Origin of the sequence: Pseudarthrobacter phenanthrenivorans (assembly GCF_000813845.1) — a bacterium.
GTDB classification, from domain to species: Bacteria; Actinomycetota; Actinomycetes; order Actinomycetales; family Micrococcaceae; genus Arthrobacter; species Arthrobacter phenanthrenivorans_B.
Map to the genome: position 1 here is coordinate 184,234 of NZ_JWTB01000005.1, position 15,957 is coordinate 200,190.

At 67.0% G+C, this 15,957-nt stretch carries 16 protein-coding genes; 8 read left to right on the forward strand and 8 right to left on the reverse strand.

Translation table 11 applies throughout. The annotated features are described in order from the left end of the window. Nucleotides 1-9: 9 nt before the first annotated feature. On the reverse strand, nt 10-1,257 hold the full coding sequence (locus RM50_RS02720) for a PTS transporter subunit EIIC (protein WP_043449731.1): 1,248 nt from the start codon (nt 1,255-1,257) through the stop codon (nt 10-12). A gap of 231 nt (nt 1,258-1,488) precedes the next feature. Between RM50_RS02720 and RM50_RS02725 the strand changes: the two genes are divergently transcribed. Together RM50_RS02725 and RM50_RS02730 are read left to right on the forward strand one after the other, a co-directional pair. After that, nucleotides 1,489-1,719, forward strand: a complete 231-nt coding sequence (locus RM50_RS02725; RefSeq protein ID WP_043449645.1) for a glucose PTS transporter subunit EIIB — start codon at nt 1,489-1,491, stop codon at nt 1,717-1,719. Then, on the forward strand, nt 1,719-2,177 hold the full coding sequence (locus tag RM50_RS02730) for a PTS sugar transporter subunit IIA (RefSeq protein WP_043449647.1): 459 nt from the start codon (nt 1,719-1,721) through the stop codon (nt 2,175-2,177). The genes RM50_RS02725 and RM50_RS02730 overlap by 1 nt, the downstream gene beginning before the upstream one ends. 8 nt (nt 2,178-2,185) lie before the next feature. Here RM50_RS02730 and RM50_RS02735 read toward each other — a convergent pair whose 3' ends face one another. Continuing rightward, nucleotides 2,186-2,938 carry a GntR family transcriptional regulator gene (locus RM50_RS02735; RefSeq protein WP_043449650.1) on the reverse strand — a complete coding sequence of 251 codons (753 nt, stop codon included), beginning with the start codon at nt 2,936-2,938 and terminating at the stop codon, nt 2,186-2,188. A gap of 1,273 nt (nt 2,939-4,211) precedes the next feature. On the opposite strand from RM50_RS02735, the gene RM50_RS02740 reads away from it, so the two are divergent. After that, complete coding sequence (locus tag RM50_RS02740) at nt 4,212-4,694, forward strand: hypothetical protein (protein ID WP_043449652.1); 483 nt, start codon at nt 4,212-4,214, stop codon at nt 4,692-4,694. A 6-nt stretch (nt 4,695-4,700) separates the two neighbouring features. Here RM50_RS02740 and RM50_RS02745 read toward each other — a convergent pair whose 3' ends face one another. The 4 genes from RM50_RS02745 to RM50_RS02760 all read right to left on the reverse strand — a co-directional run bounded on the left by RM50_RS02745 (nt 4,701) and on the right by RM50_RS02760 (nt 8,137). Further along, nucleotides 4,701-5,408, reverse strand: coding sequence for an SDR family oxidoreductase (locus RM50_RS02745; RefSeq protein WP_043449654.1), 708 nt, complete (start codon nt 5,406-5,408; stop codon nt 4,701-4,703). 147 nt (nt 5,409-5,555) lie between these two features. After that, on the reverse strand, nt 5,556-6,158 hold the full coding sequence (locus RM50_RS02750; protein WP_043449656.1) for a TetR/AcrR family transcriptional regulator: 603 nt from the start codon (nt 6,156-6,158) through the stop codon (nt 5,556-5,558). Nucleotides 6,159-6,230: 72 nt separating this feature from the next. Next, on the reverse strand, nt 6,231-7,088 hold the full coding sequence (locus tag RM50_RS02755) for an alpha/beta fold hydrolase (RefSeq protein WP_043449658.1): 858 nt from the start codon (nt 7,086-7,088) through the stop codon (nt 6,231-6,233). Continuing rightward, nucleotides 7,085-8,137: an NADP-dependent oxidoreductase gene (locus tag RM50_RS02760; protein ID WP_052259917.1), complete on the reverse strand. Its 1,053-nt coding sequence runs from the start codon at nt 8,135-8,137 to the stop codon at nt 7,085-7,087. The genes RM50_RS02755 and RM50_RS02760 overlap by 4 nt, the downstream gene beginning before the upstream one ends. Before the next feature lie 262 nt (nt 8,138-8,399). Between RM50_RS02760 and RM50_RS02765 the strand changes: the two genes are divergently transcribed. Both RM50_RS02765 and RM50_RS02770 read left to right on the forward strand, forming a co-directional pair. Continuing rightward, nucleotides 8,400-9,434 carry a zinc-dependent alcohol dehydrogenase family protein gene (locus RM50_RS02765; RefSeq protein WP_043449659.1) on the forward strand — a complete coding sequence of 345 codons (1,035 nt, stop codon included), beginning with the start codon at nt 8,400-8,402 and terminating at the stop codon, nt 9,432-9,434. 24 nt (nt 9,435-9,458) lie between these two features. After that, nucleotides 9,459-10,202, forward strand: coding sequence for a lytic transglycosylase domain-containing protein (locus tag RM50_RS02770; RefSeq protein ID WP_043449662.1), 744 nt, complete (start codon nt 9,459-9,461; stop codon nt 10,200-10,202). Nucleotides 10,203-10,256: 54 nt separating this feature from the next. On the opposite strand, the gene RM50_RS02775 is transcribed toward RM50_RS02770, so the two are convergent. Together RM50_RS02775 and RM50_RS02780 are read right to left on the reverse strand one after the other, a co-directional pair. Next, a complete protein-coding gene (locus RM50_RS02775) occupies nt 10,257-10,772 on the reverse strand; it encodes a nucleoside kinase (RefSeq protein ID WP_043449664.1) in 516 nt (171 codons plus the stop codon). 82 nt (nt 10,773-10,854) lie between these two features. Further along, on the reverse strand, nt 10,855-12,021 hold the full coding sequence (locus RM50_RS02780; protein ID WP_043449735.1) for a cytochrome P450: 1,167 nt from the start codon (nt 12,019-12,021) through the stop codon (nt 10,855-10,857). Nucleotides 12,022-12,167: 146 nt separating this feature from the next. Between RM50_RS02780 and RM50_RS02785 the strand changes: the two genes are divergently transcribed. The 3 genes from RM50_RS02785 (at nt 12,168) to RM50_RS02795 (ending at nt 15,957) form a co-directional block, all read left to right on the forward strand. Beyond that, nucleotides 12,168-12,737, forward strand: a complete 570-nt coding sequence (locus RM50_RS02785; protein WP_052259918.1) for a hypothetical protein — start codon at nt 12,168-12,170, stop codon at nt 12,735-12,737. Between the two features lies 1 nt (nt 12,738). Beyond that, nucleotides 12,739-14,925 (forward strand): bifunctional polysaccharide deacetylase/glycosyltransferase family 2 protein, encoded by a 2,187-nt coding sequence (locus tag RM50_RS02790; RefSeq protein ID WP_043449666.1) that lies wholly within the window; start codon nt 12,739-12,741, stop codon nt 14,923-14,925. 138 nt (nt 14,926-15,063) lie between these two features. Beyond that, nucleotides 15,064-15,957: an SMP-30/gluconolactonase/LRE family protein gene (locus tag RM50_RS02795; RefSeq protein ID WP_043449668.1), complete on the forward strand. Its 894-nt coding sequence runs from the start codon at nt 15,064-15,066 to the stop codon at nt 15,955-15,957.

Sequence of the window (15,957 nt, forward strand, 5' to 3'; positions counted from 1 at the left end):
TGGAAGGGCTTACTTTGCGGCTTCGGTTTCCACTGTGACTTCGTCGTCTTCGCGGCCGGGGGTGCGCAGGTTCCAGCGCTTGATGACGAACGAGAAGAGGAAGTAGTAGATCACCGCATAGCCCAGGCCAATCGGGATCAACAGCCACGCGTTCTGGGCTTTGCCGAAGTTCAGGACGAAGTCGATCAGCCCGGCTGAGAACGTGAAGCCGTGATGGATCCCCAGCGCATTCACCAGGGCCATGGAGGTTCCGGTCAGTGCTGCATGGACGATGTAGAGCGGGAATGCAACGAACATGAACGAGTACTCAAGCGGTTCGGTGATGCCGGTGAAGAACGCCGTGAGCGCGGTGGAGAGCATGATGCCGCCCACGATCTTCTTCTGGGAGGGCTTGGCATGGCGCCAGATGGCCAGGGCAGCGGCCGGAAGGCCGAACATCATGATGGGGAAGAAGCCGGTCATGAAGGTGCCGGCGGTGGGGTCGCCCGCAAAGAAGCGGTTAAGGTCGCCGCGCACCAGGTGGCCGGACGCGTCCGTGTAGTCGCCGATGAGGAACCATACGCCCGAATTCAGGATGTGGTGGAGGCCCGCAGGGATCAGCATGCGGTTGGCGAAACCGTAGATTCCGCCGCCCAGTACGGCGTTGCCCGCCACAAACTCGCCCACGGCGGAAAGGCCTGCGTTGAAGAGCGGGTACAGGAGGGCCATGACGACGCCGACCACCAGGCTGGTGACGGAGGTCAGGATGGGCACCAGGCGCCGGCCGCTGAAGAAGCCCAGGAAGTCCGGCAGCTTGGTGCGGTAGAACCGCTGCCAGAGCCCGGCGGACAACAGGCCCACCACGATGCCGGCGAGGACGCCGTAGTTGATCATGGCCGGCTTCCCGCCAGGGTCCAGTTGCCCGTCGAGAACCAGCGGCGACATGGCCTTGAAGACGCCGTCGATCACCATGTAGCCCACAACCGCGGCGAGTGCCGTGGACCCGTCAGCCTTCTTGGCCCAGCCGACGGCGATGCCGACGGCGAAGATGAGCGGGAGCCAGGTAAAGACGGCGTTGCCGGCGGCCGAGATGACGGCGGCGCCCCCTTCAAAGCCGGGAATGGCGCCGAGCAGGTCGGCCTGGCCGATGCGCAGCAGGATGCCGGCGGCCGGAAGGACAGCGATGGGGAGCATCAGGCAGCGGCCCAGCCGCTGGAGGGTGGCGAAGGCCCGGTTTGGCTTCTTTTCAGCTGCCAGGGCGGTGGTCTCGGATGACATGGTGTGCACCTCTGTGGGGTTGGGTGGGGGCTTGTGAAAGAACGGTTCCAGCCGGTACTGTCTGGTTATGACCAGTTCAGTGTGATTCATCCCACCGTCGGTGTCAAGGAAGGAAAATCTCCTCCGGGACAGGCCGCCGGTGGCAAAAGAAGCCATCATTGGTCGTACCGCAGCCGCCGGCTCCGGTGTTCGAAGATGTGCTCCGAGAGGGCACCGTCAGAAAGGGCAGCCATGTCCAAAGCAGAAAAAATCATTGAAGGCCTGGGCGGGGCCGGCAACATCGTGGAAGTCGAAGCCTGCATCACGCGGCTGCGCACCGAGGTCAAGGATTCCTCGCTGGTAAACGAAGCGACCCTCAAGGCCGCCGGTGCCCATGGCGTCCTGGCTGCCGGCACCGCCGTGCAGGTGATTGTGGGACCCGAGGCGGACACGCTGGCCGAAGATATCGAGGACCTCCTCTAATGGCGCGGTCCCTGGCGGTCCATGCCCCGATTGGCGGTGCAGTCATTCCGCTGGCCGACGTTCCCGACCCCGTGTTCGCGGGGCAGATGGTGGGTTCCGGCGCGGCCGTGGAACCACCCGCAGGCGTGGCGTTCGACGTCGTATCCCCCGTTGCGGGGAAGGTGGTCAAGATGCTGCCGCACGCCTTTGTGGTGGTTGAGCCATCCGGACGGGGCGTCCTGACGCACGTGGGCATCGACACGGTGAAGCTCAAAGGTGACGGCTTCAAGGTGCTCGTCAGCCAGGGGGATGAGGTCAAGGCCGGAGAGCCGGTCATGCACGTGGATCCCACGGCGGCGGTGGCGGCGGGTTACTCAATGGTGAGTCCCGTCGTCGTCCTGGATACCAAGCCGGACAGCGCCACGCTGGTGGACGCCGGCAGCGTCACCGCGGGCGACCTGCTGTTTACGCTCGGCTAGGCGAACTGCTACAGGCGCACTTCCATGGTGAGGGAGTAGCGGTCCGAGCGGTACCAGGAACGCGAATGTTCGATGGCCAGGTCGCCTGAATAGGACACGCGGTCAAAGGCAAGCACCGGTGCCCCCGTTCCCGTCCCGAGGAGCGCCCCGACGTCGGCCGGGGCGCCCTCGGACCTGACGCTTTGGCGGGCCCGGTCGATCTGGTGCCCGAACTGCCCGGCCAGGGCCTTGTAGACGGAGCCGCTGAGATCGATGCCCAGCAGTCCGGGCGCATGCTGCGGGTTGTACCAGGCGTCGTCGACGCTTACCGGCCGCCCGTCCGCCAGGCGGAGCCGCTTCAGGTGGTAGGCCTCGGCGCCCGGTGCGAGGCCGAGCGCCTCTGCGGTGTCATCCGGCGCTTCAAGACGCTCGGCCACCAGGACCACCGTGCTGGGAACGTGCCCCATCGCCTCCATTTCCTGGGTAAAGGATGCCAGATGCAGCGTGGACTGGACGGGTGAGTCCGCAACGAAGGTGCCCTTGGCCGGAACGCGGACCAGGTGCCCTTCGTTGACCAGGCGGCCGATTGCGGCCCGGACGGTGATGCGGCTGACGCCATATGAATCCATGAGGGTGCGTTCGCTGGGAAGCCGGGCCCCCGGCTCCAACTCCTCTTTGGCAAGCTTGAGGATGATGAGCCGGAGCTGCTCATGCTTGGGCACCTGGGAGTTGTTGATGTGCGCATTGGGCGCATGCGCCGTACTCCCTGACATGGCCGGCATCGAGCCCTCCTTAATCTGGAGCGGTCCGGTAAGGACCACTAGCTCGGATTATTCCACATGGCAGCGTTGGGAAGGCCATTGTCGGCGTCGCTTCGGCGCGCTGTCAGGAAGAATTCCCTGGTCGGGGCAGTTGCCGTGCGGGGCTGGGCTTCCGTCTCCTAAGATTCCGCCGGTGCAGGACTATGGCGAGAACGAGCAGGGGAACGTGGATTGCGGGCAGGTTATGGGCAAACCAGCGGGGCAGGTAGATGTCTGTGACAGAGCCGGTGGGGTCCCCAAGCCGCCGCGCCAAGGGGGTCAGCGGGCAATGAAAGCCATTGCCGACGAAGACCAGTGTTTCACCGGCGACAACCGCTGCTGCCGCCGCTGCCCGCTTGTCGCTCCTCCCGCGGAATCCCGCATACAGCAGATAGACCATGCAGGCCTCGATACTGAACCAGGCCGCTGTATGAAACGCCTTAACGCCTCGAAGGGCCAACTGAGTTCTTCCCATGCCCCCAACTGAACACGGCCGGCGGCAGTCGCTTTAGGGTATTCCGGCCTGAAAGCGTCAACGGCCGCAGCCAGGGACCGGCCGCCCCGGCGTTGCAGCCGCCGGCAAGTACCGGGCCTCCGCGAAACGCGTACCAGTTACTCGGGCGCATGGGGGAAGAGCGCACGTAAAGTCGTTACCGGAGCTGGCGGCGAGGGTGTTCGTCTGAGACCACGGATACCTCCCCCAGCCGTCGCCAGCTCCTCCACCGCCTTGCCGCGGAACCGGGGCACCGGGGTCTGATCGCGCCCCGAATCTCAAGATTGACACAATAAGTCCCGATGGTGGACAAAGCATCTTCCCCCTGATCCTGTCGCCTCCCTAAAGTGTCTCTACAAAGACGGCGGCCGGATCTTCCTACACGGACAGGGCAAGGGGGACGCATGAGCACAAGCAATCCCAGCACGGGCAACGGACCAACTCTGCCGGCGCAACCATGCCGCACCGTGCCCCTGCCTGCTCCACCGCGGACCCGCTTGGCCAGGCCCCGGGCAGCAGCGCAACCACCGCGTTCCGCCCGGAGGGAACACGAGGTCCAGCAGCTGATCCGTGATCTCGCCGCCCTGGCAGCCAACCGCCGTCCCCGAATGTCATAACCACATTCCTGACACGGCTGCCGCAGACGCAGCGGCTGGCACGGTGACGAAGAGCGCGCCAGAGCCTCATCCCGGTCCCAAAGGCCCTGTCCGCGCCGTTCCGCCGGACCTAAGCTGTCTTCACCACCACCAGAAGGAGGCACTGATGCGGACAGCAGAAGAAGCGATGGAGTCCATGCAGGCCCATGGCCTTTCCGGGAACCTCCTGAGCCATGTGGCCAGGGGCCGGGAGTGGGCCACTCCCGGCGTCCAGGCGGCGCTCCAGCGGGCCGTGGCAGGCCTGGACGCCGGAATTGAGACTGCCTCCCCGCGGCTCCAGGCGATCCTGCGGCAGTTGGCGGACGACGTTGCCGCCGGAGTGGAAACCCTCACTCCCAAGGTCCGGCAGCAACTGGGGCGCGTCGGACCGAACCCGTCTGCCCGGGCTGGGAAGCGGGTTCCCGCCCCCAACCGGACGTCCAAAACCTGGTGGTGGCTCGCAGGAATCGTTGCCCTGGCTGCCGGTGCAGCAGTATGGCGCTCCCGGCAGGCCTCCCTGCGCACGGAAGCAACATCAGGCAGCCAGGAGCAGGAAGCCGGCGGATCGAATCCCAACGTCGATGCGGACCTCACCACCCGCCCCAGGTAGCAGCGGTTACAGGGCTTTGAGCTGCGGGTAGAGTTCCTCTATTCCGGCGCCAAGGCCCGCTTTGATGTTTATCGAGGCCTCGTCCGCAAGCACTTCATGGTGCCCGGCTTCCAGGCCATCGAACACCCGCGTTACCAGGACTGCCGGCGGAAGCTTGGCGTCAGCCGTGTGGGCGGCCATGGCGGTATCCACCCATCCGACGTGCACGCCGAGGACCTGGACGCCCTCCGGGGCAAGCTCGAGCCGCAGGGCATTCGTTGCCGACCAGAGGGCGGCTTTGGAGACGCTGTAGACACCGGCCGTTGCGTACCAGCTCAGGAGCGAGTGGATATTGACCATAGCGGCTGCTTCCTGCCCTTTAAGCACCGGCGCAAAAGCGCGTGCCAGGTTGAGTGGTCCGAAGAAATTGGTCTCCATAATGGAGCGGATGTCTTCTTCCGGCAGGGTCAGCAGGCTGGCGCTGGCAGGGGAGGCGCCGGCGTTATTAATGAGCACTGTGACGTCGGCTGCGGATTCCGCCGCTGCCTGGATGGACGCGGGGTCGGTGACGTCCAGGGTGAGGGGCACGATGCGGTCGTCGTCCCAGGAGCGGGGGTGGCGCGCGGAGGCGTAGACCTTGGCGGCGCCGCGGGCGAGGGCCTCGCGGACGAACTCTGTGCCAATGCCGCCGTTTGCGCCGGTAACGAGGACGGTTGCTCCGTTAAGGGAAGTCATGGTTACGTGCCTTTCGAGGAAGTCGCGCCGGAACTGGGCGCAGGGTGAGGGGGATTCGCCGGGTAGCGGGTGCTGCCCAGGGACATGTGCGCAGGCACCGGCAGAGGGGTACCGTTCTCCGGTCAACAACCGGCGGCGGGTTGCCGGTCAGGCCGGGAGGATGGCCGCTACCTGCTCCCGGATGTCCAGGATCAGTTCGTCCGTGGACCGGGAGGCGTTGGTGGCGGCTGCCATGGTGAGGAACATGATGGCGGAGACGGCGCGGGCAAGGGTAGCCGCAGGTTTGGCGGAAGTGCGGCCGTTCCGCTGCAGCACGGCGGCGATGGCTGCCTCCGTACCGGCGGCAAGAGTGAGGGCGGCATGGTGGTGGGGTTCGGTGGGGTCGCCGAACACCATTTCCCGCAGGTAGGTGCGTCCGTTGTCGACCTGGGTCCGGTTGCATTCCACCACCGGCCGGATGATGGCCATGACGGCTTCGAGCGGTGCGCTGGTCTCCGCGGCGCCCGCCTTGCCCTTGGCAAGGGCATCGGCGTAGGCCGAGTTCTGGACGAGCAGCAGCAGTTCACCTTTGCTCTTGGCATACAGGAACAGGGTGCCCGCGCCGATGTCGGCCTTCTCCGCGATTTGTTGGGTGGTGACCTCGTCAATGCCATGCTTGGCAAAAAGTTCGCGGGCTGCCGCCGTGATCCGGTCAAGCTTGGCCTGCTTGTTCCGTTCCCGCCGGGAGACGGGCTGGGAAGCAAGTTGCATGGCGGGATGTCCTCCGGGACGGTCATTGGGCTGGGCTGACTTCGAGTGTAGCCAATGGCGCGGGCACCGGCGTCAGCCCTGGAGGAACTCGACGGCAACGGGAACGAACTGCTCGTGGAACTGGAAGATGCCGCCGTGGCCGGAGTCGGGGTAGATGACCAGCTTCGAGCCTGCGATTCGCCGGTGCAGGTCCGTGGACAGGCCGGTAGGAACCATGCGGTCATGGTCGCCGTTGGCGATCAGGGTGGGGTTGCTGATTGCAGACAGGTCGGCCGGCTGCGCGCGGCCCCAGTCTTTGATGGCCTTCAGCTGGGTGCGGAACGCCCGGAGACGGACCGGTCGGTCACGTCCTGCACGGCGCTCCTGGAGACGCCCGATGAAATCCTTTGCAGCGCGCTTGCCGGCGGCGTTGCGGTTGAAGAACAGGAACTCCTTCGGATCAGACCGGAGCAGGGCGGCCCGCAGGATGTCAAGGTACGTTACCCGGGCAACACTGTCCATGCCCTTCCCGCCCCGCGGACCCGTTCCGGCAAGGATGAGCTTCCGGACCAGGTCCGGGTGCTTCCCGATGAGGGCCTGGGCCACCATGCCGCCCAGGGAAAAGGCGAAGACATCAATCCTGTCCAGGCCCAGGGCCCGGATAAAGGCAACTGCGTCGTCAGCCATCGCTTCGATGCTGTCCGGCACCACACCGGTGGTTCCGCCGAGTCCGCGGTTATCGAAGGTGATGACGTGGTGTTCCCGGGCGATCGGGTCGATGACGCGCGGGTCCCAGTTATCCAGGTTGCCGGCAAGGTGGAGGAAGAAGACGACGGGAATACCCCCTCTGGGCCCCAGTTCGCGGTACACATAGCTGACGTCGCCGGCTGTGATGGTACGGGTGGGTGCCTGCGCGTAGGAAGACGGTTCGTGGATGCTGGCGGGACTCATGGCTGTTCCCCAAGCTGCTGCCGGCCAGCTGCCTTGACCCGGTCCACGCCGCCTGGGGGATTGATGACGACGGCCTTGCCGCGCAGGCCTCCGCTTCCCAGGGCCTTCAAAGCGTCCGGCGTTTGGGCAAACGGGCTGACACGCCCGACGACGGGACGCAGCACGCCGTCGTCGACAAGCCTTGCGATGCGGCCGAGTTGGCTGCCGCTGGCGTGCATGAACAGGAATTCGTAGCGCACGCCGAGCCTGCGCGCCTGGCGGCGGATGCTCCGGCTGAGGACTCCGATGGCGAGGCGGAGTACGGGGTTGAGGCCGAGTTCCCGGGCGAAATCGGGGTCCGGCGCCCCTGCGATTCCAATCGCGGTGCCCCCCGGCTTGAGGACGCGCAATGATTTCTCCAGGTTGCGTCCGCCGAGGCTGTCGAGCACCAGGTCGTATCCGCTGAGGATCTCCTCGAAGTCTTCATTTCGGTAATCAATAACAACATCAGCGCCCAGGCCCCGGACGAACTCAGCATTGGCGGCGCTGGCCGTGGCGGCAACGGAGGCACCAAGGTACTTGGCCAGCTGCACGGCGATGGAACCCACGCCGCCGGCGCCTGCATGGATGAGGACCTTCTGCCCCGGCTGCACCTTGCCGCGCTCCACCAGGGCCTGCCAGGCCGTCAAAGCCACCAGCGGAAGGGACCCGGCCTCGGCCATGCTGATGGATGCAGGCTTGAGGGCCACATCGGATTCGGCCACGGCGATCCGTTCCGCGAAGGTGCCGATCCGTTCTTTGCCGGGCCTGGCAAAGATCTCATCGCCGGGCTTGAAGCGCCGCACCTTCGTGCCGGTCTGGAGGACTGTTCCCGCCACGTCATGGCCGGGGACCAGGGGCAGGTCATAGGGAAGGATCTGCCTGAACCCGCCAAGCCGGATCTTCTCATCGAGCTGGTTGAGGCCGGCCGCCTCCACGCGGACAAGCAGATCATGGTCGCCCACTGCAGGTTCAGTCAGCTCCGCCGGCTGCAGGGGGGTCTTGTATTTGCTGATGACGAAAGCCTTCATGATGGACTTCCTTCCAGTTGAGTTGACTCAATTATGAGCCTACTCAGAAATTTCGTCAAGAGTGTCTGGACCAGTTCCGGGGGTTAGACCCGGCGGCCGCTACGGGGCATGGAGTACCCCCGGCACCTGCCGGCACAAGATGAGCGAAACGTGGCCGTGCCACTGCACCGCTGGCGCCTCATGTGCTGCCTTAGGATTTGGGGAGGCCTCAAGCTGCCGGTGTGCCCGGTCTCCCGATGGGAGCAAACAAAGGAGGATCGTGATGCGTGCAATCGTCATGGACCGGATCGCAGGACCGCTGGCGGTCCGGGAAGTAGCTGTGCCGGCCGTGCCCGCGGGGGGAGCGGTCATCAACGTCGTCGCGACCGGCCTCTGCCGCAGCGACTGGCATGCCTGGGCCGGGCACGACGACATCGTTCTGCCTCATGTGCCTGGCCATGAGTTCGCCGGCGTCATCGCAGCCGTTGGCCCGGACGTGGAAAAGTGGGCTGCCGGTGACCGGGTGACAGCACCGTTCGTGGAAGGCTGCGGCGCCTGTGAATGGTGCCTGGGCGGCAATGCGCAGGTCTGCCCCCAGCAGCAACAGCCCGGGTTCACCCACTGGGGCTCCTTCGCCGGACAGGTGGTGATCCATGCCGCGGACACGAACCTCATAGCCATCCCGGACGCCGTAGGCTTCGAGGCCGCGGCCAGCCTTGGCTGTCGTTTCGCAACGGCCTACCGGGCGCTGACCGGGCGGGCCCGGCTCACTCCCAACGAGTGGGTCACCATCGTGGGCGCCGGTGGCGTGGGCCTCAGTGCAGTCATGATTGCCAAGGCGCTCGGGGCGAAAGTCGTCGCCGTCGACCGCAATCCAGCCGCCCTGTCGATGGCTGCCTCCCTCGGCGCCGACCACGTCCTGACAGCGGACGGGGCCGATATCCCCGCCCAGGTGCACGCGATCACCGGAGGAAGCCACGTCTCGGTGGACGCAGTCGGCAGCGAGCAGACCTGTGCTGACGCGCTCCTGAGTCTCCGCCGTCACGGCCGGCACGTGCAGGTGGGTCTCCTGCCACCGGTTGACGGCCATCCCCGCGTACCCATGGCGCGGGTCATCGCGTGGGAGCTTGAAGTCCTGGGAAGCCATGGGATGGCCGCCGCTGACTACCCGGGGATGCTCTCCCTCATAGCATCCGGGGCACTCGAACCGCAGAAGCTCATCGAGCGCATTATTGGGTTGGACGAGGCCGCTGAACTGCTTCCCCGAATGGACACGGCCAACGTTGCGGGCATGACGATGGTCGATCCGTCCCGATAGCAGGCGGGATGGTTTGATTGGTCAGTGCTCCGCCTCAAACGCCTTGTTGTCCTTAGCCTGGTTCTCGGTTGTGCCATCACCGCGTTCTCGTTCTGGGCGGTCCGGCAGCCGGGCGCGCGCCTCCTGCCGCCACCGCCGCAGGCAGGAGTGACACTTGCGGCGGCACCCAGCGGAATCACTACTGCCGTGAACGTGACCCGCAGCCCGGATGCCCAATGGCTGTCCTCGGCTGCCAGCCAGACGGGCATCCCGGCCAGGGCGCTGCGGGCCTACGTCACGGCAGCCGTGGCTGCCAGGGGTTCCCATCCGGATTGCGGCATCGGCTGGAACACGCTGGCTGCCGTCGGCTTTGTCGAATCAGCCCACGGGACGTACGGCGGCGGGCGCCTCGATGCCTTGGGCCAGGCGAGCGGCCCCATCGAGGGCCCCAGCCTCGATGGTGATGGTTTTGCCGCCATCGACGACACGGACGGCGGTGCACTGGACCACGACGCCAACTGGGACCACGCCGTCGGGCCCATGCAGTTCATCCCCTCCACATGGCGGCTGGTGGGGCGGGACGGAAACGGGGACGGAACGGCGGACCCGTTCAATATCGACGACGCCGCCCTCAGCGCAGCCACCTATCTCTGTGCCCGGGGCCGGGACCTCACCACCGCGCAGGGCTGGACGGATGCCATCTACGCCTACAACCAGTCCGACACCTACATACGCAAGGTACGGGACCAGGCAACCACCTACGCGGCAAAGGCGGGTGGGGCCGGCTGAACGGAGGCAGCGCGCTGCCGTCCACCGAGCCCTTGGGTGTCCGCCGTGAGGGCCTTATGCCCCGCCGCTTGCCTGGACGCGCCGAAGGATGTCATCCACGACGCGGGGAAGGGGCGCGGTGGCATCGATCGGAATGGCGCCGGACGGGATTTCGGCCCGCGTCTGATGGAGCCGCTCAATCAGCCTGCGCTCATCCTTCTGCCCGCCCCATTCGTCAAGCGGACGTTCGTCCAGCCGCCTTGCCAGGGTTTCGGCGTCGACCTCAAGAACGAAGACGGCGTCGAAAAGCCCGATGAACCTGCCAACATTCCTCGACCCGCCGCAGAAGAACGTCAGGGCCTCAGTCCGGTCCGCGACGAGGGACTTCACCTTGTCCACGTCCCAGATGTGGTGGTGGTGCACGGCGGTGCCCGTCACGCCCGGCACCGGGCTGCCGGTTTCCGGGTCTCCCTGGTAGGCCAGTTCCCGGTCCCCGTTGATGGCCTGGTAGCCGCGCCGCCGCAGCTCATGGCACACCGCAGTTTTTCCCGTGCCCGAGCCGCCCTCGATGAGGAAGTTCTTCCTGCCCATGCCTGATGGTACCCAGGGGCGCAGCCGTGGCAGGCGGGAACCGGGGAAGAACCGCCGGGACCGTGGACTGACCGCAGTGCTCCTAGGGCGCGTTCCACGTAACGGGGAGGGTCTTCAGCCCATAGACAATGCTGCTGTGCATCCGCTCCAGCTGTGTCCCCGGGGCAACGGACAGTCCGGGCAGGCGGGACAGCAGCACCTCCATGGCGATTTTCGCCTCGAGCCGTGCCAGTGGGGCGCCAAGGCAGAAGTGGATCCCGTGGCCGAACGCCAGATGCCGGTTCTGGGCGCGGTCCACGTCGAACTCGGCCGGCCGCTCAAACTGCCGCTCGTCCCGGTTCGCCGACCCAATCCACGCCACGACGGGGGCGCCGGCGGGAAGCGTCTTGCCGCCCAACGTCGTTTCGACCGCCGTTACCCGGTACATGGACTGGACCGGGGACCGGAATCGAAGCACCTCTTCGAGGGTCTGGGGGAGCAGGGAGGGATCCTCCAGGACACGCCCGAGGGTGCGCGGCGATTCGGCCAGGCACAGGACGGCGTTGCCAATCAGGTTGGTGGTGGTTTCATTCCCGGCAACCAGCAGCAGGCTGCAGAAACCGAGCAGTTCCGGCACTGTCAGCCTTTGGCCGTCAATCTCGGCAGCAAGCAGGGTGCTGATCAGGTCCTTGCCCGGTCGGTTCCGCCGGGCATCGATCAGGGCCAGGAAGTACCCGACCATCTCTGACGTGGTGGAATCCTGTTCGGTGTTGGCCGGCCCGGTGCGTGTTTGGCTGACAATGACGTCCGACCAGTGTTTGAACCGCCCGCGGTCCTCGGCGGGGATGCCCAGGAGCTCGGAAATGACGATGACCGGCAGCGGGTAGGCCAGTTCCCGGATCAGGTCTGCGCTCCCGGCTGCCGTAAACTCATCCAGAAGCCCGTTGGCCAGTTCCGCGATCCTTGGAGCCAACGCGTCGACGGCCTTGGGAGTGAACGCCTGGGTGACCAGCGAGCGCAGCTGCCGGTGCCGCGGAGGATCAGTGGTGATCAGGCTTGACGCGAACAGTTGGCCGGACCCGGAGGAATTGTCACCGCCGATCCGCGACGAAAACGTGGCGTGTTCCGACAGGACCCGCTGGACGTCGTCGTAGCGGAACACATGCCAGCTCCCCGTCTGCTCGTCCCGGAGGACGGGGGCCGCGGACCGCATGTGTGCATAGTGCGGGAACGGGTCGAGCGGATATTCTTCGGACCGGCTGGTGTCCATGGTGGCCTCCCTGCTCACCTGTCGCACGCCCGGCATGACGGGCTCCAGGGCCTCAACTGACTGACCGTTGCTCGATCTTAGCTACAGCCTGCCGCCCCGGGGGCGTTTTGTGCTAGCGATTTTTAAGCCTCTAAGGTTGATGCTCGATGAAAGCCCCTGAGAAGACCTCCGATCAGCCGCGCCCGAAGTCGGCGCGCGGGCCCATCTTTGTTGACGCCTCCGGCCGGCGCTTCCGCAGGGTCCGGCTGATAGGGCTGGGAGTCCTGGGACTCGTGGCCGGCTACGTGGTCCTGCTCGTCGCCGCCTTCATCGGCGGCTCCGGCGGCCCTGCGCCGTTCCTCCCCTTTCCGGCCGCGGCAGGGCCGCAGCCGGCACCGTCCCGGACCGCTGCGCCGGTCCCTTCCGACGCCGCTGCCCAGGCAGCCGGGACGGAAGCGGCGGGAACGCCGTCGTCCGCTGCCGTGCCCATCGTTGCGCAGTCCCCGTCGGCCGCGCCCCAGGCCCTCCCGGCCCTGCCTCCTGCGCCCGCGCCCGCGCCGGCGGCACCTGCCGCCGGGGTTCCCGCGGCACCCACCACGGCAGCGCCGGCTCCCGGCATGAGCGGCACCGCGCCCGGATCGAGCGGCACTGCGCCCGGCGGAAGCGCCAGCGCACCGGGGGCCAACGGCGCTGCACCCGGCCAGACCACCCGGCCCACCGCCCCGGCCCGCCCCTGATATGGCATCCCGGAACAAAGCGCCGCGGCCGGGCCCGTCCGCCGTCCCCGCCAAGGTCACCGCCCACTGGTTCATCCTCCTGGCAACCCTGGCCGCGTTGGGGCTGGCCCTTGCCGTGCAGGGCTACATCCACCATCTGGGCGGCATCGGAGCGGACGCCGTTCCGTCCGGCGCAGCAGCAGGCAATGTCCCCGCGGCCGTCTCCGGCGGCGGACCGGTCATTGACTCGCGCGGGGGAGCCGTGCGCTCCGTCAGTCCGCCGGACCGTACCGTGGCGCTCACTTTCGACGACGGACCGGACCCGCAGTGGACCCCGCGAATCCTGGACGTGCTGAAGGAACACCACGTCCACGCAACCTTTTTCGTCGTCGGCTCTGCCGCGGTGGACCACCCGGACCTGGTGCGCCGCATCGTCGCCGAAGGCCACGAAATCGGCGTCCACACCCTGACCCATACGGACCTGGGTGCGGCCGGGCAGTGGCGGCGCGGGCTTGAGGTGCAAGGGGGCCAGGACGCAATTGTGGGCGTCACCGGCCAGTCCGTCTCCCTGCTGCGGCCCCCTTACACCGCAGGCAACGCAGCAATCACCGACAGTACGTGGTCCGCCATACAGGGGTTGGGGGACGAGGGCTACCTCACGGTGCTGAGCAGCGTGGACAGCAAGGACTGGCAGCAGCCAGGCGTCCAGGCGATTGCGGACAGCCTCAAGCCGCAGGGACCGCAGGGCCAGGTGGTCCTGATGCACGACGGCGGCGGTGACAGGGAACAGACCGTCGCCGCCCTGGACCAGGCCCTCTCGCAGTTCTCCGATCAGGGCTACCGCGTCACCACAGTGGGTGGCGCGGCAGGCGTGGACACCATGCGTCCCGCCTCAGGCCTGGAGCAGGCACGAGGCTCTGCGCTCGTCTGGGGTATCCGCGTCAGCGACTTCGTGGTCACGGCCATCTCCTGGGCCCTCGTCGCCGCCGGCGTTGTCACGCTGGTCCGCGCCGTCCTGGTGATGTTCTTCGCCGCCCGCCACAGCCGGGCGGCCCGCCGCGCCAGCCGCCAGGGCCGGGGCAGGAGGCGGGTGGACGCGGTGCACAGGCCTGTGATCACCGAACCGGCGACCGTGATCGTCCCTGCCTACAACGAATCGGCAGGCATCGAAGCTGCCGTCACGTCCATCGCAGCGTCCTCCCATCCGGTGGAGGTCATCGTGGTGGATGACGGATCGACAGACGGAACGGCGGACATCGTCGAGGCGCTCGGCCTGCCGGGCGTCAGGGTCATCCGGAAGGAGAACGGCGGAAAGCCGTCTGCGCTGAATGCGGGGATCCTGGCTGCCAGCTACGACCTTGTGGTCATGGTCGACGGCGACACCGTCTTCGAGCCCGACACGGTGCGGGCGCTGCTTCAACCCTTCGCCGATCCCCGGGTAGGGGCCATCTCGGGAAACACCAAGGTCGCCAACCGCGGCGGGATCCTGGGTGCGTGGCAGCACATCGAATACGTCGTCGGCTTCAACCTTGACCGGCGGCTGTTCGACGTGGCCGAATGCATGCCCACCGTCCCGGGTGCCATCGGCGCCTTCCGCCTGGCCGCCCTCCGCAACGTGGGCGGCGTCAGCGACGACACCCTGGCAGAGGACACCGACCTGACCATGGCCCTGTGCCGGGACGGCTGGCGCGTGGTGTACCAAGAGGACGCACGGGCGTGGACGGAGGCTCCAGCCACCCTCGGCGCCCTGTGGAAGCAGCGCTACCGCTGGTGCTACGGCACCCTGCAGGCGATGTGGAAGCACCGCGGCGCGGTGATCCAGGACGGTGCCGCGGGCAAGCTTGGCCGGCGCGGACTTGGTTACCTGCTGGTACTGCAGGTCCTGCTTCCCCTCTTCGCTCCCATCGTCGACGTCTTCGCCGTCTACGGCCTGGTCTTCCTCGACCCGCTGCGCATCGCGGCCCTTTGGCTCGCTTTCCTGGCCGTGCAGATGCTGATGGCCGCATACGCGTTCCGGCTCGACAAGGAGCCCCTGGGCCCGCTGTGGACCCTTCCGCTCCAGCAGTTCGTCTACCGGCAGCTCATGTATCTCGTCGTTATCCAAGCAGTCGTCACGGCAGTGACCGGCGTGCACCTGCGCTGGCACCGGATGGAAAGATACGGCAGCCTGACCGTCCCCGACGCCCAGCGCCAGCTCCACAGCTCCTGACTTTCCGCATCTCCGGTGGGGTGCCGCCGTCGTGATCCGGGCCCGCGCTATGGTGGTGCCTGTGCGTGCCGCCGCTGGACGGTGCCGCCAAAAGGGCGGACAGCGGCACGGCCGGACGTGGACCGCAAAGGAGCGCTGATGGGCAACGATCTGACCACGGGCCCGCTGGAGTGCCTCTTCACGGGAGCCGTGTGGGCGGAAGGCCCCTTGTGGGTGCCGTCCTCGCGCACCGTGCGCTGGAGCGACATTCCCAATAACAGGATCCTCGAATTCAACCCAGCCACCGGGAGTACCCGCGACTATGCCGTTGGCGTGGAATACGCCAACGGCCGGACCCTGGATGCCGACGGCAGCGTGGTCCAGTGCAGCCACGGCCGGCGCCGGCTGGAACGCGACCGGGACGGCACGGTCACCGGGATCGTGGATACCTTTGAGGGCCACCGCCTGAACTCACCCAACGACGTGGTGGTGGCGGGCGACGGCGGCATCTGGTTCACGGACCCGCCCTACGGCATCCTGCCCGGCACCAGGGAAGGACACGAAGGGGAGCAGGAATACGGGGGCTGCCACGTGTTCCGTTTCGATCCGGCTTCCGGGGCGCTGGCGGCGGTGGTCACCGACCTGGTGCACCCCAACGGGCTGGCCTTCTCGCCGGACGAATCCATCCTCTACGTGGCGGACACGGCCGGCCCCGGCTACGGCGTGCCGCTGCGGATTGCCGCCTACCCTGTCCGGGACGGCCGGTGCGGCCCGCGGTCAGGCCTTCTCACGCTGGAAGACGGCCACGCCGCCGACGGCTTGAGGGTGGACGTCGAAGGCAGGATCTGGACCTCGGCCGGTCCGTCCGTCCGGGTTTACACACCGTCCTTCGACCTCCTGCACACCGTCGCCGTGCCGGAAACCGTATCCAACCTGTGCTTCGGCGGTCCCGACGGGCAGGACGTCTACATCACCGCCACCACCAGCCTCTACCGGATCCGCAGTGCCACCACCGACTCGGCAGCCCGGTACCTGGAATCCAACCACCACTGA

Coding starts and splice junctions, on each gene's coding strand:
- RM50_RS02720 (WP_043449731.1), bottom strand. CDS start 1,257: ATGTCATCCGAGACCACCGCCCTGGCAGCTGAAAAGAAGCCAAACCGG.
- RM50_RS02725 (WP_043449645.1), top strand. CDS start 1,489: ATGTCCAAAGCAGAAAAAATCATTGAAGGCCTGGGCGGGGCCGGCAAC.
- RM50_RS02730 (WP_043449647.1), top strand. CDS start 1,719: ATGGCGCGGTCCCTGGCGGTCCATGCCCCGATTGGCGGTGCAGTCATT.
- RM50_RS02735 (WP_043449650.1), bottom strand. CDS start 2,938: ATGCCGGCCATGTCAGGGAGTACGGCGCATGCGCCCAATGCGCACATC.
- RM50_RS02740 (WP_043449652.1), top strand. CDS start 4,212: ATGCGGACAGCAGAAGAAGCGATGGAGTCCATGCAGGCCCATGGCCTT.
- RM50_RS02745 (WP_043449654.1), bottom strand. CDS start 5,408: ATGACTTCCCTTAACGGAGCAACCGTCCTCGTTACCGGCGCAAACGGC.
- RM50_RS02750 (WP_043449656.1), bottom strand. CDS start 6,158: ATGCAACTTGCTTCCCAGCCCGTCTCCCGGCGGGAACGGAACAAGCAG.
- RM50_RS02755 (WP_043449658.1), bottom strand. CDS start 7,088: ATGAGTCCCGCCAGCATCCACGAACCGTCTTCCTACGCGCAGGCACCC.
- RM50_RS02760 (WP_052259917.1), bottom strand. CDS start 8,137: ATGAAGGCTTTCGTCATCAGCAAATACAAGACCCCCCTGCAGCCGGCG.
- RM50_RS02765 (WP_043449659.1), top strand. CDS start 8,400: ATGCGTGCAATCGTCATGGACCGGATCGCAGGACCGCTGGCGGTCCGG.
- RM50_RS02775 (WP_043449664.1), bottom strand. CDS start 10,772: ATGGGCAGGAAGAACTTCCTCATCGAGGGCGGCTCGGGCACGGGAAAA.
- RM50_RS02780 (WP_043449735.1), bottom strand. CDS start 12,021: ATGGACACCAGCCGGTCCGAAGAATATCCGCTCGACCCGTTCCCGCAC.
- RM50_RS02785 (WP_052259918.1), top strand. CDS start 12,168: ATGAAAGCCCCTGAGAAGACCTCCGATCAGCCGCGCCCGAAGTCGGCG.
- RM50_RS02790 (WP_043449666.1), top strand. CDS start 12,739: ATGGCATCCCGGAACAAAGCGCCGCGGCCGGGCCCGTCCGCCGTCCCC.
- RM50_RS02795 (WP_043449668.1), top strand. CDS start 15,064: ATGGGCAACGATCTGACCACGGGCCCGCTGGAGTGCCTCTTCACGGGA.